We start from the raw sequence: 23,759 nt of genomic DNA on the forward strand, positions 1-23,759 counted from the left end.
CGTGGCTCCAGGGATAAGAAGAGGAGGAGGGGAACAAGGGCGCGGCCGGGGCGCGCGGATCAGACGCCGAGCGCGGCGCCGCCGTCCACCGTCAGGCCGTGCAGGGTGATGTGCGAGGCCCGGTCCGAGAGCAGGAAGAGCACCGCGTGCGCGATGTCCTCGGGCTGGGCGAGCTTGCCGAGCGGAATGCCCAGGCGGTACGTGCCGGGCGAGCCCTCGACGGACGGGCGGGCCGCGTCGCCGTCGGCGTACATCGCGGTGAGCATCGGCGTCTCGGTGGAGCCGGGCGCGACCACGTTGCAGCGGATGCCGTACCGGGCCAGCTCGAGCCCCAGCGTCTTGGTGAAGCTGGTGGCCGCCGCCTTCGACGCCGCGTAGGCCGCCATGTTCCAGCGCGGGATGCCCGCCGCGTTCGAGGCGACCGTGACGATCGCCCCGGACCGGCGCGGCACCATCCGGTTGGCGACCGCCCGGCTGACGTGGAAGACACCGGTGGCGTTGACGGCGAACGTGGTGTCCCAGTCCTCGTCGCTGTAGTCCGCGACCTCGCCGGTACGCAGCACGCCGGCCGCGTTCACCAGATGGTCGAGGGGCCCCAGTTCACGCTCCGTACGGTCGACGGCGGCGTCCACCTCGACGCTGGAGCGCACGTCCACGCCCAGCGGCAGGACCGACGCGCCCGCCGTCCGCAGCTCCTTCGTGAGCGGCTCCAGGGCGAGCGGATCGGCGTCGAGCAGCGCGACGCGCACGCCCTCCGCGGCCAGGGCCCGGGCGACCGCCGCCCCGATCCCGCCCGCCGCCCCGGTGACCAGGGCCGTCTTGGTGTTCATCGCCGTTCCTTCCGGTCGGTGGGGAGGGCCGCCAGGCCGGCCTTGGCGAGCCTGCGGACCGCGAGCGTCTCGGTGCGCTGCCGCAGCCGGGCGGCGACCGCGTCGGCGTCCACTCCGAGGCAGCGGACGGTGAAGGAGCTCAGCGCCTCCAGGTAGTCGGCCTCCAGGACCTCCTCGTCCAGGCCGGTCGACCGGCCGTCCTCGATCAGGACCCGGCCGGCGACGACCACGGTGTCCACGTCCATGGAGCCGCCCAGGGCGAGGAAGCCCTCCAGCGGGCGGGGGTTGAGCAGATAGCGCCAGTCGTCGGCCTTCACCAGGAGCAGATCGGCCTGCTTGCCCGGTTCGAGGCTGCCGATCCGTTCGCCCTGGTCGAGCCCGCGGGCGGGCAGCCGGGTCGCCATCGCCAGCGCGTCGGTGGGCAGCACCTCGGTCGGGTCGGCGTACATCTCGTTGTAGATCTGCCAGGCCACCCGCATCGACTCGGCCATGCCGCCGATCGGCATGGCGGCGCCGTCGGTGGAGAGCGAGACGTCGAGTCCGGCCCGCCGGAACTCCGGGAACAGCCGGGTCTCGGTGAGCGAGGCCTCCCCCGCCGGCCCGTACTTGGCCGGCGAGTGGCTGATGTGCGCGCCCGCGCCGATCAGCAGCGCCCGCTCACCCGCGTCGGCGAAGGCGCAGTGCACCGCCATGAACCGGTCGGAGAGCAGACCGAGGTCGGCGAACCGGCGCACCGGGGTGGACCCGTGGTAGGCGAGCATCACCTCGGCCTCGTTGCGCAGCGCGCCGACGTGCGCGGCGAACGGCACATCGAAGCGGGCGACCAACTCGGCGAATCCGGCGCCGAGTTCGTCGGTCATGTTGGTGCCGTAGACGGCGGTCGGCCAGGCTCGGACGAGTCCCTCGGGATCGGCCTCGCAGTCGATCAGGAGCTTCTCGATGCGCTGGAGCTCGCCGTCGGCGTCGCGGGTGCGGCGGAAGCGGCTGTCCCCGGGGGCGCACACCGCGTCCGACGCCCAGGTGCTCACCGTGAGGCGCATCCCGAGGTCACGGGCGGCGCGGGCGAGCGCCTCCGGCTTGTTGAGGGAGCCCACGTCGCCCAGGGCGGTCACGCCGGAGCGCAGCTGGGTCCACATCGAGTACCGGGCGATGGCGAGCGCCTCGTCGGGCGTCAGCCGGTCCACCTGGCCGTGGAAGGAGTCGAAGATGACGGAGATCTGCGGGACGTCGCCGCCCAGCGCCATGAACACCGGCTTGTCGTCGCGGTCGGAGGCATCGCGCAGCGCGCCCTTGAAGGGGAAGCGCATCGCGAACATCTCGTGCCAGTGCGGGTTGACGAAGCCGGGCAGGATCATCCGGCCCCGGGCGTCGATCGTCCGCAGCGCGGCGCGCTGTTCGGGCCGGATGAAGGCCTCGACCTCGGCCACCGTGCCGACCGCGATCACCACACCGTCCTCGGCGAGGACGGCGCCGTCGGGGACGACGCGGTCGCCGGCGTCCGCCGGGTAGAGGCAGCCGCCCTTGACCAGCAGGGCGCTCATCACGCCACCTCCGTGGTCCGGGCGTTCCAGGCGGCGGTGAGGTGGCGGTGCCAGTCGTCGAGGGTGGGGGCGGCGGCCAGTTCGGCGAACTCGGCGGGCAGGCCCTGCCTGCGCCAGCGGGTGACGAGGCGCATCATCTCCAGGGAGCCGAGCCCGAGGTGGAAGAGGTGGGCGTCACCAGGGACGGCGTCGGGCTGTGCACCGAGGACGGCGGCCACCTCCTGGCGGAGTTCGTCGGCGGAGAGCGGTGAGGTGCGCGGTGCGGTACGTGCGGCACGTATGCCGGCCATGGCGGTTCACCTTTTCTGTGAGGTCGAGAGAGACGGAACGGGCAGGGCCTCGGGCGCCGGGGCGTCCTCGGGCGTGACCTCGGGCTGGGGCGCCGGGGTCCAGCGGCGCGGCAGGGAGGGGTCCGCGGCGGCTGCCGCGAGCACCTTCTTGTCGATCTTTCCGAGGGGTGTCAGCGGCAGATCCGGTACGAACTCGGCGCGGTCCGGCAGCTTGTAGTCGGCGAGCCCGCGCGCGTGCAGCGCGGCCTTGAGGTCGGCCAGTGTCGGCGGCTCGTCGTCGCGGCCGACCAGGAAGGCGTAGATCCGCTCGCCGAGGAACTCGTCCGGGACCGGCACCACGGCCGCCGCCGCGACGCCCGGGCAGCTGAGCAGATGGGCCTCCACCTCGCCCGCCGCGATCTTGTCGCCGCCGCGGATGACGACGTCCTTGAGCCGCCCCTGGACGATCAGGCGACCGTCCTCGGTGAGGCTGGCGAGGTCGCCGGTGCGGTAGAAGCCGTCGTCGGTGAACGCCCTGGCGTTGTGCTCGGGGGCCCGGTAGTAGCCGCGCAGGGTGTACGGCCCCCGGGTGAGCAGCTCCCCGGTGACCCCGGCGGGCACCTCATCGCCCCGCTCGTCGACGATCTTCACCTCGTCGAACGGGGACACGGGCCGCCCCTGGGTGTGCAGGACGGAGTGCGGGTCGTCGTCGGCGCGGGACATCGTCAGAAGCCCCTCCGCCATGCCGAACACCTGCTGGAGCCGGCAGCCGAGTTCGGGGGTGACGCGCGCGGCGAGCTCCGGTTCGAGCCGGGCGCCGCCGATCTGCAGGACCTTGAGGCTGGAGAGGTCCGCGTCGGACCACTCGCGCTCGTCCAGCCAGAGCCTGGCCACGGTGGGGACCACCGAGGTGAGGGTGACGCGTTCCCGCTCGATCAGCGCGAAGCAGTCGTCCGCGGTGGGGTCCGGGGCCAGGACGACGGTGCCGCCGGCCGAGAGCGTGCCGACCACTCCGGGGCAGCCCCAGGTGAAGTTGAACTCCACCGGCAGCGCGGCCAGATAGACGTCGTCGGTGGTCAGCCCGGCGAGGGCGGCGACCGTACGGGTCTGGTAGGCGTAGTCGTCGTGGGTGCGCGGGATCAGCTTGGGCAGTGCGGTCGTCCCCCCGGAGAGCAGGAAGAAGGCCACGTCGGAAGGGTCGTTGGCGGGCAGCGCGACCGGGTCGGCGTCCACCGACTCCAGCGGGACCACCGCGGGTGAGCCGCTCTCCCCCTGGGCGTAGATCCGGCGCAGGGCGGGCAGTTCTGCCGCCATCTCCAGGGCCAGGGCGGTGTGGTCGAAGCCGCGGAAGACGCCGGGGACGACGTACCCGGTGGCCCCCGACAGCTCACACAGGTGCCGGATCTCGTTCGACCGGTGCGAAGTGAGCGAGAACACCGGCTTCGCGCCGGCCCGGAAGAGCGCGAACGCCACCTCCACGAACTCGGGCACGTTGGGCAGCTGGAGCACGATCCGGTCCCCCGGCCGCACCCCCTGCCGTACGAATCCGGCGGCCCGGCGGTCCACACGGTCGGCGAGTTCGGTGTAACTGATCCGGCTCTCGCCGGCGACGAGCGCGGTGGCGCTGCCGTACCGGTCGGCCCAGGCGCGCGGCAGCGACCCGAGGTCGGTGCCGTTCCACAGCCCCTCCCGGCGGTAGCGCTCGGCCGTTTCAGCCGGCCAGGGGGTGCATCCCTCGAGCATCACTGGTCTTCCTCCTGTCGTACGGTGCCGGGCAGATAGGGCGCGGTGATCTCCACGACCGCGCAGGCGACCTCCATGCCGGGGCCCGCCGCGAGCAGCAGCACGCGGTCCCCGGGGGCGACCTCGCCCCGCGTCCACAGGCGTTCGAGCCCGATGAACGGGTCGGCGGCGCCGACGTGCCCGATGTGGCGGGTGAACTCCCAGGTGCCGTCGGCGGCTTCGACCTCCAGCGGATCGAGGTAGATGGTGTGCAGGGCGCCGTCGGCGTAGTTGGTGTGGCAGATCCGCGCCACCTTCTCCAGGTCGGTGTCCGCCTCCACCAGGGCGCGGTCGACGGCCTCGGCGACCACGTCGCCGAGATGGACCTTCGGCGGCGCCGCGCCCTCGGCCCAGCGCCGGCGCCAGTGGTCGCTGCGCTCCTCGAAGTTGAGCGAGCGGCCCACGGTGATGCCGGGCGGGAAGAGCTCCTCGCCGCCGCGGTGCAGTTCCTCCATCGACGGCGCGGAGACCGAGCCGACCGAGAGCAGCCGGGCGAAACCGCCCCGCCGGGAGAGCACGGCGGCCGCGCCGCCGTCCGCGAGCAGGAACAGCCGGGAGGAGTTCCAGCGGTCCACCACGGGTGCGGAGAAGTTGTCGGCCGCGGTGAGCAGGACGGCGTCCGTGCCGTCGTCGGCGGTCAGCCGGTGGGCTGCCATCTCCAGGGCCGTCAGCATGCCGAGGCAGCCGGGGCCGACCTGGGCCGCGCCGATCGGCCGGTCCAGGGTGCGGTGCAGGACGTAGTGCGGGGCGGACCAGCCGTCCGGTCCCTGGTGGTAGGTGGCGCAGTGCAACAGCGCGCCGTAGTCCTCGGGGGTGAGCCCGGTGCGGCCGGCCCGGCGCAGGGCGGTCCGCGCGGCCCGTACGGCCATCTCGGGGGCCGGGAGCTCCCCGGCCACCCGGACGGCGAGCATCCCCGACGCCTCGCGGTGGGCCTCGTCGTACCAGCCGTTGGCCACCGCGTCGGCGGTCGTCACCTCGTCGGGCAGCCAGCTGCCCACTCCGGCGAGATGGAGCTCGGCGGCCACCCTCATCGCGGACCGTCCGCGCCCGCACCGGCCGGGACGAGGAACCGGGCGACGCTGTCGAGCTTCTCGCAGGTCTCCTCGAACTCGCGGTCGGGCGTGGAGTGTCCGACGATGCCGGCGCCGGCCCGCAGCCAGGTGCGCCCGTCCTTGCGGTAGGCGCTGCGCAGCACCAGGGCCGCGTCCATCGCACCGGTGTGGTCGACGGTGAGGACCGCGCCGCTGTAGAGGCCGCGGGACTCCGGCTCGTGCCGGCGTATGGAGTCGTACGCGGCGGACTTCGGCACCCCGGAGGCGGTGACGGCGGGGAAGACCGCGCCGAAGGCGTCCCAGGCCTCGCGGCCGGGGGCGAGCTTGCCGGCGACCCGGGAGGCGAGGTGCTGGACGCTGCCGCGCTCGCGGATGGTCATGAACTCCGGCACCTCGACCGAGCCCTCGACGCACACGTCGACCAGCTCGTCGGCGCCGACCTTGACCGAGATGGCGTGCTCGTAGACCTCCTTGGGGGAGCCGAACAGGTCGGCGCGCAGGCCCTCGTCGGTGAGCAGGTCGCCGGTGAGGGCGCGGGTGCCGGCGAGCGGCTGGCTGACGACATGGCCGTCCTCGGAGACCTGGACGACGATCTCCGGGCTGAAGCCGATGGCCTCGGTGCCGCCGAGGTTGAGCATGAACGAGCGGGCCGGGTTGTTGCCCCGGCGGCCGGCGACATACGTGCCGGTCAGGTCGACGTCGTCGTCGACCTCGACGACGCGGGACAGGATCACCTTGTGCAGCTGCCCGGAGTTGATCTCGTCGACGGCGAGCCGCACCGCCTCGCGGTACTGGGCACCGCCGGTGGCGTACACGTCCAGCGGGCGGGGCTGTCCGTCCACGGCCGGACCGGGGTTGGCGACGGTGGTGAGGAGCGCGTCGAGGGTGGCCTGGTCGGCGGCGCGCAGCAGGGCGTGCCCAGCCTCGAAGCGGACCTCGGCGCGCGGCACGACGAGGTGCATCAGCCGGCCGTCGCCGACGTCGTCCAGGGCGCCGTCCTTGGCGTAGGACAGCTCGAAGGCGGCCCAGCCGTAGGCCCGCCAGTACGGCACGGTGACGGTGTCGAGCAGCTCGGACACCAGGCGCAGGGGCTGGTCGCTCCAGGGGCGGAAGGCGTCCGGGACGTCCTCCTGGGTCAGCCGGGCGCCGGTGCGGTCCAGCGTCAGCTCGGCGCGGACGCCGCCCGCGTAGGCCCAGTTGCCGCCGTTCTCGTAGACGACGTACGACTCGTGCAGCCCCGAGTCGGCGAGGCGGGCCGCGACCAGCAGCGGGTCCTCGGTGAGCTGGAGCTGGGTCTCGAAGTAGTGGCGCGAGGCGATGGGGCTCATCTGAAGTTTCCTCCTCCGTAGCTGTTACCTCCAAAAACGATACGGAGGTAACACCCGCCGCCCCAGGGCTCCTTGATTAGGCCTCCTGATCGGAGTGCGAACCACCGCCCGACCGCCCCTGACCGGCCCCGGACGCGACGAAGGGCCGCACGGCGGCTGCCGCGCGGCCCTTCTGGGGTGGTACTGGGGTGGTGCCGGGACTACTTCACGTTGATCGCGGTCCAGGCGGTGGCGACCGCCGTCTGCTCCGGGCTGCCCGCGCCGTAGAGGTCGGCGGCCGCCTGGAGCGTGGCCGTGCGGGCGCCGGCGTAGTCCGTGGACGAGGTCATGTACGTGGACAGGGCCTTGTACCAGATCTTGTACGCCTTGACCCGGCCGATGCCGGTGACGGTGGACCCGTCGTAGGTCGGGGAGTCGTAGCTGACGCCGTTGAGGGTCTTGGCGCCGCTGCCCTCGGAGAGGAGGTAGAAGAAGTGGTTCGCCGGGCCGGAGGAGTGGTGCACGTCAAGGCGGCCGACGTTCCTCGACCAGTAGTCGGCGGAGCTGCCGTCGCGACTCGGCTTGTCCATGTAGCGCAGCGGGGTGCCGTTGCCGCGGATGTCGATCTTCTCGCCGATGAGGTAGTCGCCGGCGTCCGAGGTGTTGTTCGCGAAGAACTCGACCGAGGTGCCGAGGATGTCCGAGGTCGCCTCGTTGAGTCCGCCCGACTCACGGCTGTAGCGCAGACCGGCGGTGGCGGCGGTCAGGCCGTGGGTCATCTCGTGGCCGGCCACGTCGAGGGAGGTGAGCGGCTTGGCGTTGCCCGCGCCGTCGCCGTACGTCATGCAGAAGCACTGGTCGGACCAGAAGGCGTTGACGTACGCGTTGCCGTAGTGGACGCGGGAGTACGCGGCGACGCCGTCGCCCCGGATGCCGTTGCGGCCGAGCTCGTTCTTGTAGAAGTCCCAGGTGACGGCCGCGCCGTAGTGGGCGTCCACGGCGGCGGTCTGCCGGTTGGCCGGCGTGCCGTCGCCCCAGACGTCGTCGGCGTCGGTGAAGAGGGTGCCGGTGCCGTTGGTGGCGCCGTTCAGGTCGTACGTCTTGTGGCCGCCGCGGGCGGTGTCGGTCAGGGTGTAGGAGGGGGCGGTGCCGAGGGTGACGTCACCGGCGTACTGGCTGTGGCCCGCGCCGGTCTCGATGGCCTCGTAGGCGTACAGCTCCTTGCCGTTGGCCGCGTCGGTGATGACGTGCCGCTCGCTCGGGGTGCCGTCGGCCTGGACGCCGGTGACGACGGTCTCCCAGGCGAGGGTGGGCTTTCCGGTGGCGGCCCAGATCACCTTGCGGGCGGAGGTCGCGGCCGGGGACTTCTCCTCGGAGGCGGCGACCGCCGACCGCTTCGCGGTGGCGGCGGAGACGGCGGCGGCCGTGCTGGGCACGGATATGCGCGCGCCGGTCGCCTTGGTGGTGGAGCGGGCGCCGTTCTTCTTCTGGTGCACGACGAGGTCGCCACCGAGGACGGGGAGACCCTCGTAGGTGCGCTCGAAGCGGGTGTGGACGGTGCCGTCGGCGTCCTTGACGACGTCCCGGACGACGAGGCCCTCCTGGCCGGACAGGCCGATCGCCTTGGCGGTGGTGGCCGCCTCGGCCTGGGCGCCCTTGATCGCGGCGGCGCGCTCGCCGGCGGAGAGCACGAGCGCGGTGGCGCCGTTCTCCCGGTCGACGGCGGCGCCGGCCGGGCCGCTCTGGACACCGACGACGACCATGGCGGCCGAGGCGAGCAGGGCGGCGGCACGCGCGGTCGTACGTGCGGCGGCGCGGTGGTGCGAGGACTGCAGGCGGGTCACGCGGGCTCCTTCGCTGATGCTGTGGGGGTGACGCGGCAGCGAGCGTGCCAGCGAAAGAGCCTTTTTGACAGGTCTGCAACAAGGATTTGACCATCAGTTGTCCGGAGGGCGGCCAACTGTGTCCGTTATGCGACCCATTCGGCCTGCTTAGATGCCCCCCATGGGAACGCTTCTTTACGTCACCGACCTCGGCTATCAGGCACGCGGGCGGCGCTACTGCGACGAGGACATCTGGCTCTCCGGCCGCCTGCGCGAGGAGTTCGGCATCGCGCTGTGCCATCCGCTCGACGCGGCCGCGCTGATGGATCGCTTCGACGCCGTCGTCGTGCGCAACAGCGGCCCCGTCATCCACTACCAGGAGGCGTACGACGCCTTCACCCGCGCCGCGCGCGAGGCCGGGGTGCGGATGTTCAACTCCCTCTCCGGGAAGGGGGACATGGCCGGCAAGGACTATCTCCTCCAGCTGTCGAGGGAGGGTTTTCCGGTCATTCCCACGGCCGGGCGGCGCGAGGAGTTCGCGCTGCTGCCGGAGGCCGCGGAGTACGTCGTGAAGCCGCTGCTCGGCGCGGACTCGGTCGGCCTCAGGTTCGTGGAGCGGGCGCGGCTCGGGGAGGTGGATCCGGCCGGGATGCTCGTCCAGCCGCGGATCCCGTTCGCGTACGAGGTGTCGTTCTACTTCGTGGGCCGCGACTTCCAGTACGCGCTGTACGCGCCGGACCCGGCTGCCCGCTGGAGGCTCGAACCGTACGAACCGACTGCCGCGGACCTGGAGTTCGCGCAGCGGTTCGTCGACTGGAACGACCTGGAGTACGGAATCCAGCGCGTCGACGCCTGCCGGGCCCCGGACGGGGAGCTGCTGCTCGTGGAGCTGGAGGACCTCAACCCGTATCTCTCGCTCGACCTGCTGGGAGAGACGGAGCGGGAGGCGTTCGTCGCCGCCATGAAGGCGTCCCTGCGGGAGCTGCTGCGGGGCTAGGGCCTTTCGTTCGGATCAGGCCGGATCAGTGAGCGGGGTCTGGTGGAACGAGAGTCCCTGGGCACCTCGGAACAGCCGAAAGGGCGCCCGGCCTGGAACATCGAGCCGGGCGCCCTTTCCTCGGGGCGTGCGCGTCAGGACGCGGAGGCGCTGTTCGCCGCGGGTGTGCCGGCCAGGATCGTCTCCTCCACCGCTTCGTACCGCATGCGCTGGTCGGCCGGGTCACGTTCACGGAGCACCGTGCCGAGCCAGCCCGCGAGGAAGCCCAGCGGGGCCGAGAGGATGCCCGACGTGGTGAACGGGAACCAGTTGAAGTCCTGGTCCGGGAAGATCGCCTGGGGCGATCCGGACACCAGGTTACTGCCGGTCATGAGGAGGAACGCGGAGGCGCTGCCCACGATGAGGGTGCAGAGCAGTCCCGTACGGGAGTAGCGGCGCCAGAAGAGGCTGTAGATGAGGGCCGGTGCGACCGCGGACGCGCCGATGCAGAACGACAGGGTGAGCAGTGCCTGAAGGTTCAGATGCCGTGCACCGGCGGCGATCGCGATCGCCACGAGCCCGACGCCCGCCGCGGCGGTCCGGGCGATGGCCATCTCTGCGGAGTCCTTCAGTCGCGCCTTGCGGCGCAGCCCGTGCGTGATGAGGTCGTGCGCCAGGGTGTTGGCGCAGGCGAGGGTGATCCCGGCGACCGAGGCCAGCAGGGTGAGGAAGATGGCTGTCGCCACGGCCGTGAACAGCAGTGTCTCGACGGTCGTCTGGTCCGTGCCCATGACGGCCTGGCTGACCATGAGGAACGCTGTCTTGCCCTGCGGGTCGCCGGCGACGATCCCCTGGTGGCCGACGATCGCCGCCGCGCCGAAGCCGATGACGGCGATCAGCAGACAGGTCACGACGACGGTCGACACGGCCCAGGACATCGAGCGCCGCACGGCTGCCGCGCTGCGCGCGGTGAACATGCGCATGGTGATCTGCGGCAGCACCGCGGCGCCGAGCACGACCGTCAGCTGAGTGCTGATCATGTCGAGTTCGTTGCCGCCGAACTGCAGACCGGAGGCGAGATAGGCGTCTCCCGCCCCGCTGCCGCGCTTGGCGGCGTCCAGCAGCGAGGGCAGGCTGAAGTCGAAGCGGTTGAGGATGAGCGCGGCGATCGCGAGGGACGCGCCGAGCAGGGCGACGGTCTTGACGATCTGGATGAAGGCGGTGCCCTTCATGCCGCCGATCGCCGCGTACGCGATCATCAGCAGGCCCAGGAACACGATCGCGCCGGTCTTGAAGCCGTCGGCGTCGAAGCCGAGGACGACGGAGAGGAGATCGCCGGCGCCCGCGAGCTGGAAGATCACCAGCGGCAGCAGTGCGGTCAGGGTGACCGCGGCCGTGGTGATCCGTACGGCGGGGCCGGGGAGACGCCGGGTGAAGACGTCGCCGATCGTGAACCGGCCGGCGTTACGCAGCGGTTCGGCGAGCAGGAACATCATCAGGACCAGCGAGAGCACGGTGCTCAGGGCGAGCGTGACGCCGTCGTAGCCGACGAGCGCGATGATGCCGATGGTGCCGAGCACGGTGCCGGCGGAGATGTAGTCGCCGGCGATCGCGAGGCCGCTCTGCACGGGGGAGAGCGAGCGGTAGCCGGTGTAGAAATCGCCCAGGTCGTCACGATCGGGTCCGGTCATCACGCACAGCAGCAGCGTGACGGTGATGACCGCGATGAACGCCATCAGCGACATGGTCTGGGCCTCGGAGCTGAAGCTGGTCATGCGCGCGCACCTCCGGTGGGCTGCTGCCACACGGGACGTCCGGAGCGGCTCTGGCGTTCTGTCCGGGGCGCGGCTGCCGCGGCCGCCTGCTCGGCGCGTTCGCGGATCGCCGCGGCGAGCGGGTCGACGCGCTTGCGTGCGATCCGCTCGTACAGCGCGATCGCAGCCAGCGCCACGGGCAGCTGGAGAAGCCCCAGGACCAGACCGGTGGTGAGACCACCGGTGATGTTGCTGGTCATCATCGAGGGGGCGTAGCCGGACAGGAAGAGGAAGATGACGAAGTAGCCGAGCGCGGTGAAGGTGGCGACGCGGCGGAGCCTGCGGTAGGCCGATCCCAGCCGGTGCAGATCATCACGATCGTCGGTGGCGGCCGGCGGTTGCGGCTGCGGGGACGCGTCCCAGGGCTGCTGCGCGGAGCCCCAGCCCTGCGGCGAGGAGTCCCACGCTCGCGGGGACGAGTCCCAGGCCGTCTGTGGATCGGTGTCCCAGGACGGCGATCCACCCTCCCAGGACTGCGACGCCGCCTCTTGGCGGTGCCGCCCGGCATTCCGGTGCTGCGGTACGGGCGGTGGGCCGGGGAAAGGCTGGTGGTACGACATCGATCTTGCTCCTTGCGGCCCCGGGGGACGGGCGGGTGGCGCTGGTGGTCCGCGTACGTTACTCATGGGTATCGCCTCTGCGTAAGAGGGTTTCCGACCGCTCGGTATGTCGGTTCGGTGACGATCCTGTGTGCGCGGCGACGAAACCCGCGGTAACCCCCGCGGTGGATCTTTCCGCAGGTCACGGGTGAGTCTCGGGCCACCCCGCGCACTGGGGGCGGGCGGGCGCGAACGAGGGGCGGGCGGGCGCGAACGAGGGGGCGGGCGGCCGGTACGAGGGCCCGGCCGCCCGCCCACCGCGTCGGTGTCGGCGTCGCGGGCGGGCGGCCGACACCGGACGCGCTACGCCGTGCGCTTGCGCGGGGTCGCCTTCTTCGCCGTCGTCTTCTTCGCCGCCGCCTTCTTCGCGGTGGACTTGGCCGTGGACTTGGCGGTGGACTTCGTCGCCGACTTCCCGGCCCCCGCCTTGCCGCCCGCCGCCGTGGCCTTCGACGTCGACTTGCGGGCGGGTGCCGCCGTCTTCTTCGCGGCCGTCTTCGCCGTGGACTTCCGCGCGCCCGTCTCCTTCGGCGTCCGCGCCGCCCGCTTGCGCGGCGGGAGCTCGGTCACCTCGGCCACCCCGCCCTCCCCACGCGCCTCCTTCGCCGCGCGGACACTGCTCTCCAGGGCCGCCATCAGGTCGATGACCTTGCCGCCGCGCTCCCCCTCGGGCTCCGGGGGCGCCAACCCCTCGCCGCCCTCCGCCTTCGCGGCGATCATCTCCTCGACCGCCTCCCGGTAGTCGTCGTGCAGCGTGGTGATGTCCACCTCGCCGAGCGTGGCCATCAGGGCGTCCGCCAGGTCCAGTTCGGCCTCCCGGATCGACACGGAGGTCTCCGGGGCCACCCCCTCGGGGGCGCGGATCTCGTCCGGCCAGAGCAGCCCGTGCATGGCGATCACATCGTCCACGACCCTGAGCATCCCGAGCCGCTCCCGCCCCCGCAGGGCGTACTTCGCGACCGCGACCTTGTCGCTGCGCTTGAGCGCCTCCCGCAGCAGGGTGTACGGCTTGGCGGCCGGCACACCGCTCGCCGAGAGGTAGTAGGCGGCGTCCATCTGCAGCGGGTCGATCTCCCCGGCCGGCACGAAGGCCACGATCTCGATCGTCTTCGCCGTCGGCAGCGGCAGGGCCGCCAGATCCGCGTCGGTGATCGGGATCATGGTCCCGTCGGCGTCCTCGTACGCCTTGCCGATCTCCGCCTGAGTGACCTCCTCGCCGTCCAGCTCGCACACCTTGCGGTAGCGGATCCGGCCGCCGTCCTCGGCGTGGATCTGGCGGAAGGACACGGACCGGCTCTCGGTGGCGTTCACCAGCTTGATCGGGATGCTGACCAGGCCGAAGGAAATGGCCCCGTTCCAGATGGATCGCACGTTTCATCCCTTTCGCACCAGATTTCCGGAATCGTGGGATTCTCATCGTATGACGCCGATCACAGAGGTGGAGGGGCGGCGCCTGGCGCTCAGCAACCTGGACAAGGTCCTCCACCCCGCCACCGGCACCACCAAGGGCGAGCTGCTGCACTACTACGCCACCGTCGGGGCCGCGCTCCTCCCCCATCTTCGCGACCGCCCGGTGTCCTTCCTGCGCTACCCGGACGGCCCCGAGGGGCAGCTCTTCTTCACCAAGAACCCTCCGCCCGGCACGCCCGCCTGGGTGAAGACCACCCCGGTGCCGCGCTCCGAGGAACCGCGCGCCCGGCAGGTCATGATCCAGGACCTGCCCTCGCTGATGTGGGCGGCGAACCTGGTGGTGGAGTTCCACACCCCACAGTGGCGGGCCGACTCCCCCGCCGTCGCCGACCGGATCGTGTTCGACCTCGACCCCGGCCCGCCCGCGACCGTCGTGGAGTGCTGCCGGGTGGCGCTCTGGTTGCGCGAGCGGCTCGCGGAGGACGGCCTGGAGGCGTTCGCGAAGACGTCCGGCGCCAAGGGCCTGCATCTGCTCGTGCCGGTGGAGCCGACGCCCTCCGAGCAGGTGTCGGCGTACGCGAAGCAGCTCGCCGTCCAGGCCGAGGCGGACCACCCCGCCCTGGTCGTGCACCGGATGACGCGGGCCCTGCGGCCGGGGAAGGTCTTCGTCGACTTCAGCCAGAACGCCGCCGCCAAGACCACCGCCACCCCCTACACCCTCCGGGCCCGGTCGCAGCCGGCCGTCTCCGCGCCGGTGACCTGGGAGGAGGTCGAGGCGTGCGGGGACCCCGGGCAGCTCGTCCTGCTGATGGACGACATCGCGCCACGTCTGGAGCGGTACGGGGACCTCCTCGAGCCGCTCTTCGACCCCGACCGGGCCGGAGCCCTGCCCTGACCCCCGCGCCCGCCCTGCCCCGCCTGTCGCCCCCACGGCCCGGGCCACCAAGCACGTCATTCGAAGTCGGCGGCGGACTCCTCGGGCGTCAGGTCCGGCCGCAGGCGCAGCCACGACGGCTGGCGCAGCAACCCGTTCCGGGTGCGGACGGCGTACCGGACCTCGCCGACCAGGCGCGGCAGGACCCAGTGCGCCCCGGCCACCGGCGGCACCTCGGAGAAGGGGCAGTCCTCGATCTCGGCGGCGTACAGCAGCCGGGTGAGGGCGGCCCGCTCGGATTCGCTCCAGCCGGTGCCCACGCTGCCGACGTAACGCAGTCCGCCGGCGTGGCGCTGCCCCATGAGGACCGATCCGGGCCGCCCGGACAGCTGTCCGGCGCCGGGCAGCCAGCCGCCGACGAGGATGTCCGCGGTGCGCATGTTGCGGATCTTGATCCAGTGCCGTGACCGCACCCCCGGCTCGTACCGGGAGGTGATCCGCTTGCAGACGAGCCCCTCCAGGCCGTGCTCGCGGGTCGCCCTGAGCGCGGCCTCGCCGTGGCCCACCAGGGCGCGCGGCGTCGACCAGGCCGGGCCGTCCAGCGCCAGCCGCTCGAGCTCCTGCCGCCGTTCGGTCCAGGGCAGGCCGGTGAGCACGCGGCCGTCCAGGAACACCAGGTCGAAGACGACCGCGTGCACCGGGTCGCGCGCGGCGAGCCGCCGCGCCCGCGCGGGTGAGCCCGCCAGGCCCATGCGGGGCTGGAGCCGGGCGAAGTCGCTGTGCCCGCGCTCGTCGAGCACGACGATCTCCGCGTCGAGCACCGCCGCCCGGCCGGCGGGCAGCACACGGGCCAGCGGTCCGAGCTCCGGGTAGGCGGCGGAGACGTCCTCGCCGGACCTCGAGCGCACCACCAGCGTGCCGTCCCCGGCGAGATAGAGCATCGCCCTTTGGCCATCTTGCTTGGTCTCGAAGGCCCACTCGGCGTCCCGTCCGGGGGGTGGCAGCGTGCCGGACGTGGCGAGCATCGGGGCGATACGAGGGAGCTCCACGGGTCAGTAATCACCCATGGCGGCCCCCGCCACTCCCGGATCCCGGCCGATTCAGCCATGAGGCACACGGAACCGCCGGTTCGGGTGGCGCGTCGAGGCGAACGCGCCCCGGGGCAACTCCCCACACCTGCCGGGTGCGTGGCGCAAAGCGTGCGCCCCGCGGGCGGTTCGCGGGCCGCGTCCGCTCAGCGGGTCCTGGTTGTCGGGACGGTGGTGCACACTTGCTGCCTGGTACAGCGCTCACGGGGAAGGCGGCGGCCGGCATGCTGACGGGGATCGAGGAGGTCGACTGGGCCTCGCTGGGCCATGCCTACGGCCCCGCGGACGATGTGCCGGGGCTGCTGCGCGGACTCGCCTCGGACGATCCGGCGGAGCGCGAGATCGCCCTCGACGGGATGTACGGCGCGGTGCACCACCAGGGCGACGTGTACGACTCCACGCTCGCCTGCATCCCCTTCCTGCTCGAACTCGTCGCCGACCCCGAGGTCCAGGACCGCGGCGGCATCGTCGAGTTGCTGACCAGCATCGGCGGGATCGACCTCGGCGACGACGACGAGCTGGACCAACTGGACCCGGACGACGAGGAGTTCATCCCCGCCGCCAACTACGCGATGGCGGCGGCCGCCGTCGCCGCCGGCGCCGACGTCTTCCTCGGGCTCGTCGGCGACCCGGATCCCGAGGTGCGGCTCGCCGCCCCGTGCGCGCTCGCCTCGCTGCACCCCGACCCGGCGCGGGTCCTGACCCTGCTGCGGGAGCGGCTGACGGTCGAGTGCGACAGCGAGGTGCGGCTCGCCCTGGTGGAGGCCGTCGGGCGGATCGCGCGGCGGCACGAGTCGCTGTGGGCCGAGACCGTGGAGTGGCTCGGCTGGCTCACCCGCGCGGCCCAGGCGCCCGGGCTGCGGCTCGCGGCCCTCGCCCAGCTGGCCCGGTGCGCGCCGGGCGAGGTCCCGGACGACGTCGTGGAGCAGGTGACGGAGCTGCTCGACGCGGTGCGGAGCGCGCCCGCCGAGCCGGCCGGCCCCGAGAGCGCGCGGCCGTCCACGCCCACCCTCATCGGCCAGGTCCGCGAGCTGTTCGAGGAGTACTCCGCCGCTCGCCCGACCCCGTGGACCGACGAGCTGATGCGCACGCTGCACACCGCGCTCGACGACCGCGTGGAGGACCGCATCGCGCTGGTCCTCGCCCAGCTGCGCAGCCCCGACCGGTCCCAGCGGGCGGACGCCATCTGGCTGTGCGGGGGGCTGATACGAGTGTGGCGCGGGCGGTACGAGGAGGTGGTGCGGCTCGTCGGGGCGCAGCTCGCCGACTCCGAGCCGCGGTTGCGCGACGCCGCCGCCTCGTTCCTGGAGGGTCTGTTCGAACTGACCGGTCCGGCGACCGACGCGCTCGCGGAGCGGCTCGCCGCCCGCGATCCCGGAGCGCCCGACGGGCGCGCCAGAGCGCTGCTCGCCCTCGCCCGGTCCGGGGACCCGCGGGCGGTGCCGCTGCTCGCGCGCGCCCTGAGGGAGCCGGAGGTGCGGCGCGATCTGCTGTACGCGGTTCCCATCCTGGGCCCGGCGGCCGTCCCGCTCGCCCCGGCGCTGCGCCGCCGGCTGGCGCGGGTGGAGCTGGACGACCGGTTGTACGACCACGCGGCGCCGCTGCTGTTCGCGCTGGCCTCGGTCCGGGGCGTCCAGGCCCTGCCCGAGGTGCTGCGGGTGCTGCGCGGGGCGCCGCCGAACCGTAGGGACTGGGTGCAGGAGGCGGCGCTGCGGGCCCTCGCCGCTTTCGGTCCCGCCGCCCGGGAGGCGCTGCCGGACGTACGGGCGCTGCTCGACAGCGACGCGGCCGGGGTGTCGGCGCAGGCGGCGCTGGCGCTCTGGTCGGTGGAGGGCGACCGGGGGGCCGTGCTGCCCGCCCTGGAGGCCCGGCTGCGGCCCGGCCTGCCGGACGCCGACCGGTGCGCGGCCGCCCGGGCCCTGGGCCTGATCGGCCCGGCCGCGGCAGGCGGCGCGCCGGCCCTGCTCCCCGGTCTCACGGCGCGTGACCTGTGGGTGCGGGTGCGGAGCGCGACAGCCCTGTGGCGGGTGTCCGGGGACGCGGCGGCGGCGCTCCCCGTGCTCATGGCGGCCTGGGAGGAGAACCGGCACGCGCGCGTGGACATCGCCGAGTGCCTGGCGGAGATGGGCCCCGCGGCCGCGGCGGCGGAGGGGCTGATCCGTACGGAACTGTCCCGGAGTCGCCGCCACAACGTGCGCGAGAGCGGCTACAGCAGCCATGACGTCCACGAGGACGAGAAGCTGCTCACCTTCTGCCGCGCCGCGCTGGACCGGATGGAGCTGTGACGGCTTCGTCACGGCGCGCTGGGGCCGCCGTGGCGCGTCCTATGGGCCACTGTTACAGGACCGCAATAGCGGACATTTAACCTCGAATCCGTCACCGACCGGTTGCCTCGGCGGCGGGCGCGGACGCCGGTCCTGCCCTGCGGCTCGGGCTCGACGCGGAGCAGGGGCTCCAGGTACCGTCCGTCGACCGGGCCGGCCGACACACGGGGAGCGTGACGCCCCGCCGGCCCCCGAGGAGCAGAGTGAGATCGCGCGGACTGCCGTTCGTCGCCGCCGTGGCCCTGGCCGCGGCGGCGCCGTTCGTGCTCTCCGGCTGCGGTGGCCAGGGCGGACTGGAGAGCGCGGGCCCCACACCCACGGCCGTCGGCCCCGTCCGGCTCTGGCCCGATCTGCCGCCCGCGAGCGCGCCGCCCCTCGACTACGGGGAGACCGACACCCAGCGAGTCCCCGGCATCTCGGCCCCCGACAACGACGTCCACCGCGTCGACGCCGTGGCCGTGGTGCGGGCCGAGGTGAACGCGCACCCCGACACGTACTCCGGCCCGGACGGCATGTACGAGGAGACGGCCCGACTGATCGGCCGCTGTCAGGACCAGCCGAAGACCTGCCCGGTCATGCGGCCGTACTACCGCGATCTGACCGGCAACGGCCGCGACGAGCTGATCGTCGGAATCCGGATGCCCGACCAGCAGCTCGGCGTACGGGTCTATCTCGCCGAGAACGGCGGTCTGACCCGGATCATGTCCACCGTCGACCAGGTGATCAGCGTGGAACTGGCCGGCCGGGACGTGATCGTACGGTCCGCCTCCGCCGGGATCCCCGGATACGAGTACCGCACCGCCTGGTCCTGGGACGAGCAGCAGCGGGCGATGCTGCCGACCCGGGACGAGATCGTCCGCGTCAAGCCATCGGGCCCGTCCCCCTCCCCGACCCCCGCGCCCCGTTTCGTGCAGCCCTCGCCGTCACCCTCCCCCACCCCGTCCCGTACCGCCGACGTCGGCTCCGGAGACCCCCGGTGACCCGGCGCGAGCGGCTGCGTCTGCCCGCCTGGACCGCGACACTCACCTGGAAGTCCGCGGTCTTCATCGCGGTCATGTGCTGCGCCCTGGCGGCACTGCTCGGCGCGCTCGTCCATGTCTCGGTGACCGGGCAGACCGTGAACGACTCGCGCGAGAAGGCGCTGGCCCGGCTCACCGCGGCCACCCGCGCCTACGAGGCGGGCGACCCGCTCCCCCGGTTCTCCGGGATCGACCCCGAGGGCCTGCCGGACTCGCTGCGCGCGCTCGCCCTGCGGGGCGAGCGCGGCACGGTGGTCGAGAACCACGAGGGCCGGCCGACGATGTGGGCGGCGGGCCCGGCGGACGGCCGCGCCCTCGCCGTTCAGGTGGACTACTCGACGAGCGCGGAGACCATCGACGGGCTCGACCGCTCGATCCTCGGCTCCTCGGTCCTGGCGATCGGGGCGACCCTGCTCGTGGGCGCCTTCGCGGTCACCCGGATCACCCGGCGGCTGCACCTGACCGCGCAGGTCGCCCGGCGGATCAGCGCGGGCGACCTCGACGCGCGCGTCAACGATCCCCGTACGAAGGACCCTTCACGCCCCCAGGACGAGGTGGCCACGGTCTCCGGGGCGCTCGACACGATGGCCTCCTCGCTCCAGCGGAAGCTCCAGACCGAGCAGCGCTTCACCGCCGACGTCGCGCACGAGCTGCGCACCCCGCTGACCGGCCTTTCGGCCGCCGCCGAACTGCTGCCGGAGGGCCGCCCCTCGGAGCTCGTACGGGACCGGGTGAAGGCGATGCGCGGGCTGACCGAGGACCTGCTGGAGATCTCACGGCTCGACGCCCGCAACGAGAGGGTGGATCTGGCGGTGCACGACCTCGGGCCGCTCGCGCGGCGGGTGGTGCGCGCGTCGGGGACGGAGACCGAGGTGCGGATCGTCCGGGACGCCACGGTCGAGACGGACAAGCGGCGCCTGGAGCGGGTCCTCGGCAATCTCGTCGCCAACGCGCACAAGCACGGCGCCCCGCCGGTCGTCCTGACCGTGGAGGGCCCCGTCGTCACGGTGCGGGACCACGGCCCCGGATATCCGGAGTACCTGCTGGTGTCCGGGCCGCAGCGGTTCCGTACGGAGAGCGGCGGCAAGGGCCATGGACTCGGTCTCACGATCGCGGTGGGGCAGGCCGAAGTGATCGGCGCGGAACTGGTCTTCGCCCGCGCGCAGGACGACGGGGGCGGGGCGCTGGCACGGCTGACGCTGCCGGAGTACGTGTCGTTCGACGAGGTGGAGGCGGAGCCGCAGCCCTGACGGCGCACCGTCACACATAAGGGATATAAGGCTTATTGCTTGCTACGTTGCGGATTATGACCGCAACGACGGCGGACGCTCCCCCGCCCGGGCCAGGCACCCCGAAGCGCCGCGGCGTGGAACTCTCCCTCCTCGTCTGCGCCGTCCTCATCTCCGTCCTCGGTTACGCCGACGTCGGCCTGGCCAGGAGCGGCGCCGTGCCGCCGGACGCCGCCCGCTACGGCGCCGGGCTCGGCGCGCTCGCGCTCCTGGCCCATCTCGCCGTCCGCTTCCGCGCCCCGTACGCCGACCCCCTGCTGCTGCCGATCGCCGTGCTCCTCAACGGTCTCGGCCTGGTGCTGATCTACCGGCTCGACCTGGAGACGCCCCACGACCCGGCCGCCTTCACCCAGCTGGTCTGGTCGACGCTCGGGGTGGCCCTTTTCACCACGGTCGTCGTGCTGCTGCGCGACCACCGGCTGCTGCAGCGGTACGCGTATCTGTCGGTGGCCACCGCGCTCGCCCTGATGCTCGTACCGATCTTCTACCCGGCCGTGAACGGGGCCAGGATCTGGATCCGGATCGGCGGACTCTCCTTCCAGCCCGGCGAGTTCGCCAAGATCCTGCTGGCCGTGTTCTTCGCCGCGTATCTCGCGGCCAACCGCCACGCGCTGGCGTACACCGGCCGCAGGCTCTGGAAGCTGCAGTTCCCCACCGGCCGGGTGCTCGGGCCGATCGTCGCCATCTGGGTGCTGAGCGTGGGCGTCCTGATCCTGGAGCGGGACCTGGGCACCTCGCTGCTCTTCTTCGGACTCTTCGTGATCATGCTGTACGTGGCGACGGGCCGGACCGGCTGGATCGCGGTCGGGCTGCTCCTGGCGGCCGTCGGGGCCTTCGCCGTCGGCTCCCTCGAACCACATGTGCACAGCCGGGTCGAGGACTGGCTGAACCCCTACGCCTCCATCGAGGCGGGCGACGGACCGGGCCAGCTCGCCCAGTCGCTCTTCTCCTTCGCGGCGGGCGGGATGCTGGGCACCGGGCTCGGACTCGGGCACTCCATCCTGATCGGATTCGCCGCCAAGTCCGACTTCATCCTCGCGACAGCCGGCGAGGAACTCGGCCTGGTCGGCCTGACCGCCCTGTTCCTGCTGTACGCACTGCTCGTCGCGCGCGGCTACCGGGCCGGCCTCGCCCTGCGCGACCCCTTCGGGCGGCTGCTCGCGATCGGCCTCGCCTCCATCCTGGCGCTCCAGGTCTTCGTGATCGCCGGCGGGGTGATGGGCCTGATCCCACTGACCGGCATGGCCATGCCCTTCCTGGCACAGGGCGGTTCATCCGTCGTCACCAACTGGATCATCGTGGCCCTGCTGATCCGGGTGAGCGACTCGGCCCGCGCCCCCCTCCCGGACACCGTCGAGGCCGGGGTCATCGCCCCGATCGTGGAGGAAGCCCGGTGATCCCGTACATCCGGCGCGCGGCCGCGCTCTGTCTCGTCCTCCTGGCGGCGCTCCTGGTGAACGCCGCCCGGGTCATGCTCCTCGAGGCGGACGAGCTGGACGAGAACCCGGCCAACCGGCGTCCGGCGATCGCCCGTTGGGGCCAGCCGCGCGGCGAGATCGTCGTCGACGGGCGCCCGGTGACCGGCTCACGGGACAGCGGCCAGCAGCTGCGCTACGAACGCACCTACAAGCAGGGCCCGTTGTACGCACCGGTGACCGGCTACGCCTCGCAGACGTACGGCACCGCGTTCGTGGAGAGCGCCGAGGACGACGTCCTCGCCGGTACGGATCCGATGCTGGCGCCCCTGCCGTTCTGGAACGACATCAGCAGGGGGCCGCAGCCGGGCGGGGACGTGGTGACGACGCTCCGGGCCCCGATGCAGGAGGCCGCGTACCGGGGCCTCGGCGGGAAGCGCGGGGCGGTCGCGGCGATCGAGCCGTCGAGCGGACGGATCCTGGCCCTGGTCTCCTCCCCCTCGTACGACCCGGCGGAGCTGTCCGGAACGGGTCAGAAGGTCAAGGACGCATGGGCGCGGCTGAACACCTCGCCGAACCAGCCGATGCTGAACCGGGCGATCCGGCAGACCTATCCGCCCGGTTCGACCTTCAAGATCGTGACGGCGGCGGCGGCGCTGGACGCGGGCGTCGTGACGGACGTCGACGCGGCGACGGACACCCCGGACCCGTTCGTGCTGCCGGGCACCCGGCAGGTGCTTCCGAACGCGGCGAAGGGGTGCGGGGGCGCCTCGCTGGCGTACGCGCTCCAGTGGTCGTGCAACACGGTCGTCGCCGGGCTCGGGGTGGAGGTGGGCCTGGCGGGCATGGTGGACGCCGCGAAGCGGTTCGGCTTCGACGACCCCGGTCCGAGGATCCCTTCCTGGGTCGCGAGGTCCAACTTCGACACGGACATGAGCGACGACCAGCTGGCGCTGTCGTCGATCGGCCAGTTCAACACGACGGCGACCCCGCTGCAGATGGCGATGGTGGCGGCGGCGGTCGCCAACAACGGGGAGATCGCGTACCCGTACCTGGTCGAGCGGACGACGACGGCGGGCGGCACGACGGTCGACACCACCGGCCGCCGCAGCTACCGCCAGGCGATGCGCCCCTCGACCGCGACCCAGCTCCAGCGGCTGATGGTCAAGGCGGTCGAGGAGGGCACGGGCACGAACGCCGCCATCCCCGGGGCACGCGTCGGCGGCAAGACGGGCACGGCCCAGCACGGCCTCGGCAACACCGGGATGCCGTACGCCTGGTTCATCGCCTGGGCGCAGGCCGCGGACGCGGCCCAGCCCGCGGTGGCGGTGGCGGTCGTCATCGAGGACGCGGAGGCCAGCCGTACGGACATCAGCGGCGGCGGCAGCGCGGCGCCGATCGCCCGGGCGGTCATGGAGGAAGCGCTGCGCCCGGACCGCTCGGAAGGGGTCAGCTGATCGGCTGCGCCCCTCGGAGGGGGTCAGCTGATCGGCTTGCGCCCCTCGGACGGGGTCAGCCGATCGGCTTGCGCCCCCCGCAGGGCGTCAGCTGATCGGCTTGCGCATCTCCGCGCGGACCTTGGCGGTGGTCTCCGCGAGCTCGGCCAGGTCGACGTCTTTCGGGTCGGCGGTGGCCGACTCGGCGGTGACGACGGCGACGAAGGAGGCGGTGTTGTCGTCGCCCCAGGCGCACATCGGGAGGGTCGAGGTCCCGAAGGTGTCCTTGGACTGGGTGACCTGGCAGCTGACGGTCACCCCGTGGCCGGCCGGGGTGTACTCCTTGGGCGGGACGACGAGCGTGGTGCCCTTGTCCTTCGCCGCGCCGGACAGGATGGCGGCCCGGGTGCCCTCGGGGTCCTTGAGCCGGCCGTGGAAGCCGGAGACGACGAGGACGGCGCTGTCCTTGCCGGTGTACTGGGCGATGGCCGCCTTGGCGTCCTTGACCGTCGGGTCGAAGGTGTCCTCGACCTCCTTGCCCTCGGTCTCGGAGGCGTCCTTGGTCAGCGTGTACTCGCCGAGCAGGGTCTTGGGGACGACGAGCTTGTGCGTCGCCTCGGGGAAGGAGCCGCCGGCACCGGAGATCCCGAGCTTGGCCGCGTAACCGAGACCGCCGACCAGGACCAGGGATCCGAGCACGATGGCGACGATCGCCCCGGCCGACAGCTTCTTCTTCGGCGGCGGCCCCATGGGCGGCTGCCCCCAGGCCCCGGGCCCCGGGTACTGCTGGGGGAAGCCCTGCGCGGGCGGCGGACCGTAAGCCCCGGGCTGCTGCGGGGGCGGCACGGGCCCGCCGTAGGGGTGGTGGGGCGGCTGGTTCGGCGGTGGCGGCATGCTCATGCCGGGCACGC

19 protein-coding genes are annotated in these 23,759 nt (G+C 72.8%); 7 read left to right on the top strand and 12 right to left on the bottom strand.

Features of this window, described 5'->3' with window-relative positions:
• Positions 1–59: 59 nt before the first annotated feature.
• The 7 genes from ABZ939_RS07705 to ABZ939_RS07735 all read right to left on the bottom strand — a co-directional run bounded on the left by ABZ939_RS07705 (position 60) and on the right by ABZ939_RS07735 (position 8,544).
• Positions 60–830, bottom strand: coding sequence for a 2,3-dihydro-2,3-dihydroxybenzoate dehydrogenase (locus tag ABZ939_RS07705; RefSeq protein WP_361850410.1), 771 nt, complete (start codon positions 828–830; stop codon positions 60–62).
• The gene (locus tag ABZ939_RS07710) at positions 827–2,371 is read right to left on the bottom strand and encodes an amidohydrolase family protein (protein ID WP_361850412.1); all 1,545 of its coding nucleotides are present in this window, start codon (positions 2,369–2,371) and stop codon (positions 827–829) included. Before ABZ939_RS07710 ends, ABZ939_RS07705 begins: the two co-directional genes overlap by 4 nt.
• Complete coding sequence (locus ABZ939_RS07715; protein WP_361850414.1) at positions 2,371–2,661, bottom strand: phosphopantetheine-binding protein; 291 nt, start codon at positions 2,659–2,661, stop codon at positions 2,371–2,373. Before ABZ939_RS07715 ends, ABZ939_RS07710 begins: the two co-directional genes overlap by 1 nt.
• 6 nt (positions 2,662–2,667) lie before the next feature.
• Positions 2,668–4,383 carry an AMP-binding protein gene (locus tag ABZ939_RS07720; RefSeq protein WP_361850416.1) on the bottom strand — a complete coding sequence of 572 codons (1,716 nt, stop codon included), beginning with the start codon at positions 4,381–4,383 and terminating at the stop codon, positions 2,668–2,670.
• On the bottom strand, positions 4,383–5,453 hold the full coding sequence (locus tag ABZ939_RS07725; RefSeq protein ID WP_361850418.1) for a ketoacyl-ACP synthase III family protein: 1,071 nt from the start codon (positions 5,451–5,453) through the stop codon (positions 4,383–4,385). The genes ABZ939_RS07720 and ABZ939_RS07725 overlap by 1 nt, the downstream gene beginning before the upstream one ends.
• The gene (locus ABZ939_RS07730; protein WP_361850420.1) at positions 5,450–6,802 is read right to left on the bottom strand and encodes a salicylate synthase; all 1,353 of its coding nucleotides are present in this window, start codon (positions 6,800–6,802) and stop codon (positions 5,450–5,452) included. The genes ABZ939_RS07725 and ABZ939_RS07730 overlap by 4 nt, the downstream gene beginning before the upstream one ends.
• 200 nt (positions 6,803–7,002) lie before the next feature.
• On the bottom strand, positions 7,003–8,544 hold the full coding sequence (locus ABZ939_RS07735; RefSeq protein WP_361850714.1) for a M4 family metallopeptidase: 1,542 nt from the start codon (positions 8,542–8,544) through the stop codon (positions 7,003–7,005).
• Positions 8,545–8,785: 241 nt separating this feature from the next.
• On the opposite strand from ABZ939_RS07735, the gene ABZ939_RS07740 reads away from it, so the two are divergent.
• On the top strand, positions 8,786–9,601 hold the full coding sequence (locus ABZ939_RS07740; protein ID WP_361850422.1) for a hypothetical protein: 816 nt from the start codon (positions 8,786–8,788) through the stop codon (positions 9,599–9,601).
• Between the two features lie 134 nt (positions 9,602–9,735).
• On the opposite strand, the gene ABZ939_RS07745 is transcribed toward ABZ939_RS07740, so the two are convergent.
• The 3 genes from ABZ939_RS07745 to ABZ939_RS07755 all read right to left on the bottom strand — a co-directional run bounded on the left by ABZ939_RS07745 (position 9,736) and on the right by ABZ939_RS07755 (position 13,364).
• Positions 9,736–11,355, bottom strand: a complete 1,620-nt coding sequence (locus tag ABZ939_RS07745; protein WP_361850424.1) for a cation acetate symporter — start codon at positions 11,353–11,355, stop codon at positions 9,736–9,738.
• The gene (locus tag ABZ939_RS07750) at positions 11,352–11,954 is read right to left on the bottom strand and encodes a DUF485 domain-containing protein (RefSeq protein WP_361850426.1); all 603 of its coding nucleotides are present in this window, start codon (positions 11,952–11,954) and stop codon (positions 11,352–11,354) included. The genes ABZ939_RS07745 and ABZ939_RS07750 overlap by 4 nt, the downstream gene beginning before the upstream one ends.
• 342 nt (positions 11,955–12,296) lie before the next feature.
• A complete protein-coding gene (locus tag ABZ939_RS07755; RefSeq protein WP_361850428.1) occupies positions 12,297–13,364 on the bottom strand; it encodes a Ku protein in 1,068 nt (355 codons plus the stop codon).
• A 49-nt stretch (positions 13,365–13,413) separates the two neighbouring features.
• On the opposite strand from ABZ939_RS07755, the gene ligD reads away from it, so the two are divergent.
• Positions 13,414–14,298 carry a non-homologous end-joining DNA ligase gene (gene ligD, locus ABZ939_RS07760; protein ID WP_361850430.1) on the top strand — a complete coding sequence of 295 codons (885 nt, stop codon included), beginning with the start codon at positions 13,414–13,416 and terminating at the stop codon, positions 14,296–14,298.
• 56 nt (positions 14,299–14,354) lie between these two features.
• On the opposite strand, the gene ABZ939_RS07765 is transcribed toward ligD, so the two are convergent.
• On the bottom strand, positions 14,355–15,326 hold the full coding sequence (locus ABZ939_RS07765) for an ATP-dependent DNA ligase (protein WP_361850432.1): 972 nt from the start codon (positions 15,324–15,326) through the stop codon (positions 14,355–14,357).
• A gap of 263 nt (positions 15,327–15,589) precedes the next feature.
• Here ABZ939_RS07765 and ABZ939_RS07770 point away from each other — a divergent pair, with 263 nt between their 5' ends.
• The 5 genes from ABZ939_RS07770 to ABZ939_RS07790 all read left to right on the top strand — a co-directional run bounded on the left by ABZ939_RS07770 (position 15,590) and on the right by ABZ939_RS07790 (position 22,869).
• Entirely contained in the window at positions 15,590–17,650 is a 2,061-nt protein-coding gene (locus tag ABZ939_RS07770; RefSeq protein ID WP_361850716.1) for a PBS lyase, read from the top strand.
• Between the two features lie 242 nt (positions 17,651–17,892).
• Positions 17,893–18,669: a hypothetical protein gene (locus tag ABZ939_RS07775; RefSeq protein WP_361850434.1), complete on the top strand. Its 777-nt coding sequence runs from the start codon at positions 17,893–17,895 to the stop codon at positions 18,667–18,669.
• A complete protein-coding gene (locus tag ABZ939_RS07780) occupies positions 18,666–19,958 on the top strand; it encodes a HAMP domain-containing sensor histidine kinase (protein WP_361850436.1) in 1,293 nt (430 codons plus the stop codon). The genes ABZ939_RS07775 and ABZ939_RS07780 overlap by 4 nt, the downstream gene beginning before the upstream one ends.
• Before the next feature lie 56 nt (positions 19,959–20,014).
• Positions 20,015–21,394, top strand: a complete 1,380-nt coding sequence (locus ABZ939_RS07785; RefSeq protein ID WP_361850438.1) for an FtsW/RodA/SpoVE family cell cycle protein — start codon at positions 20,015–20,017, stop codon at positions 21,392–21,394.
• Positions 21,391–22,869: a penicillin-binding transpeptidase domain-containing protein gene (locus ABZ939_RS07790; RefSeq protein ID WP_361850440.1), complete on the top strand. Its 1,479-nt coding sequence runs from the start codon at positions 21,391–21,393 to the stop codon at positions 22,867–22,869. Before ABZ939_RS07785 ends, ABZ939_RS07790 begins: the two co-directional genes overlap by 4 nt.
• A gap of 87 nt (positions 22,870–22,956) precedes the next feature.
• Here ABZ939_RS07790 and ABZ939_RS07795 read toward each other — a convergent pair whose 3' ends face one another.
• Positions 22,957–23,748 (bottom strand): hypothetical protein, encoded by a 792-nt coding sequence (locus ABZ939_RS07795; RefSeq protein ID WP_361850442.1) that lies wholly within the window; start codon positions 23,746–23,748, stop codon positions 22,957–22,959.
• Between the last annotated feature and the right edge of the window lie 11 nt (positions 23,749–23,759).

The sequence above is a fragment of the Streptomyces sp. NPDC046712 genome, from assembly GCF_040645695.1.
Taxonomy (GTDB): domain Bacteria; phylum Actinomycetota; class Actinomycetes; order Streptomycetales; family Streptomycetaceae; genus Streptomyces.

Excerpts from the sequence above, each read along its gene's own strand:
- ABZ939_RS07705 (WP_361850410.1), bottom strand. The coding sequence starts at position 830 with ATGAACACCAAGACGGCCCTGGTCACCGGGGCGGCGGGCGGGATCGGG.
- ABZ939_RS07710 (WP_361850412.1), bottom strand. The coding sequence starts at position 2,371 with ATGAGCGCCCTGCTGGTCAAGGGCGGCTGCCTCTACCCGGCGGACGCC.
- ABZ939_RS07715 (WP_361850414.1), bottom strand. The coding sequence starts at position 2,661 with ATGGCCGGCATACGTGCCGCACGTACCGCACCGCGCACCTCACCGCTC.
- ABZ939_RS07720 (WP_361850416.1), bottom strand. The coding sequence starts at position 4,383 with ATGCTCGAGGGATGCACCCCCTGGCCGGCTGAAACGGCCGAGCGCTAC.
- ABZ939_RS07725 (WP_361850418.1), bottom strand. The coding sequence starts at position 5,453 with ATGAGGGTGGCCGCCGAGCTCCATCTCGCCGGAGTGGGCAGCTGGCTG.
- ABZ939_RS07730 (WP_361850420.1), bottom strand. The coding sequence starts at position 6,802 with ATGAGCCCCATCGCCTCGCGCCACTACTTCGAGACCCAGCTCCAGCTC.
- ABZ939_RS07735 (WP_361850714.1), bottom strand. The coding sequence starts at position 8,544 with ATGGTCGTCGTCGGTGTCCAGAGCGGCCCGGCCGGCGCCGCCGTCGAC.
- ABZ939_RS07740 (WP_361850422.1), top strand. The coding sequence starts at position 8,786 with ATGGGAACGCTTCTTTACGTCACCGACCTCGGCTATCAGGCACGCGGG.
- ABZ939_RS07745 (WP_361850424.1), bottom strand. The coding sequence starts at position 11,355 with ATGACCAGCTTCAGCTCCGAGGCCCAGACCATGTCGCTGATGGCGTTC.
- ABZ939_RS07750 (WP_361850426.1), bottom strand. The coding sequence starts at position 11,954 with ATGTCGTACCACCAGCCTTTCCCCGGCCCACCGCCCGTACCGCAGCAC.
- ligD (WP_361850430.1), top strand. The coding sequence starts at position 13,414 with ATGACGCCGATCACAGAGGTGGAGGGGCGGCGCCTGGCGCTCAGCAAC.
- ABZ939_RS07770 (WP_361850716.1), top strand. The coding sequence starts at position 15,590 with ATGCTGACGGGGATCGAGGAGGTCGACTGGGCCTCGCTGGGCCATGCC.
- ABZ939_RS07785 (WP_361850438.1), top strand. The coding sequence starts at position 20,015 with ATGACCGCAACGACGGCGGACGCTCCCCCGCCCGGGCCAGGCACCCCG.
- ABZ939_RS07795 (WP_361850442.1), bottom strand. The coding sequence starts at position 23,748 with ATGAGCATGCCGCCACCGCCGAACCAGCCGCCCCACCACCCCTACGGC.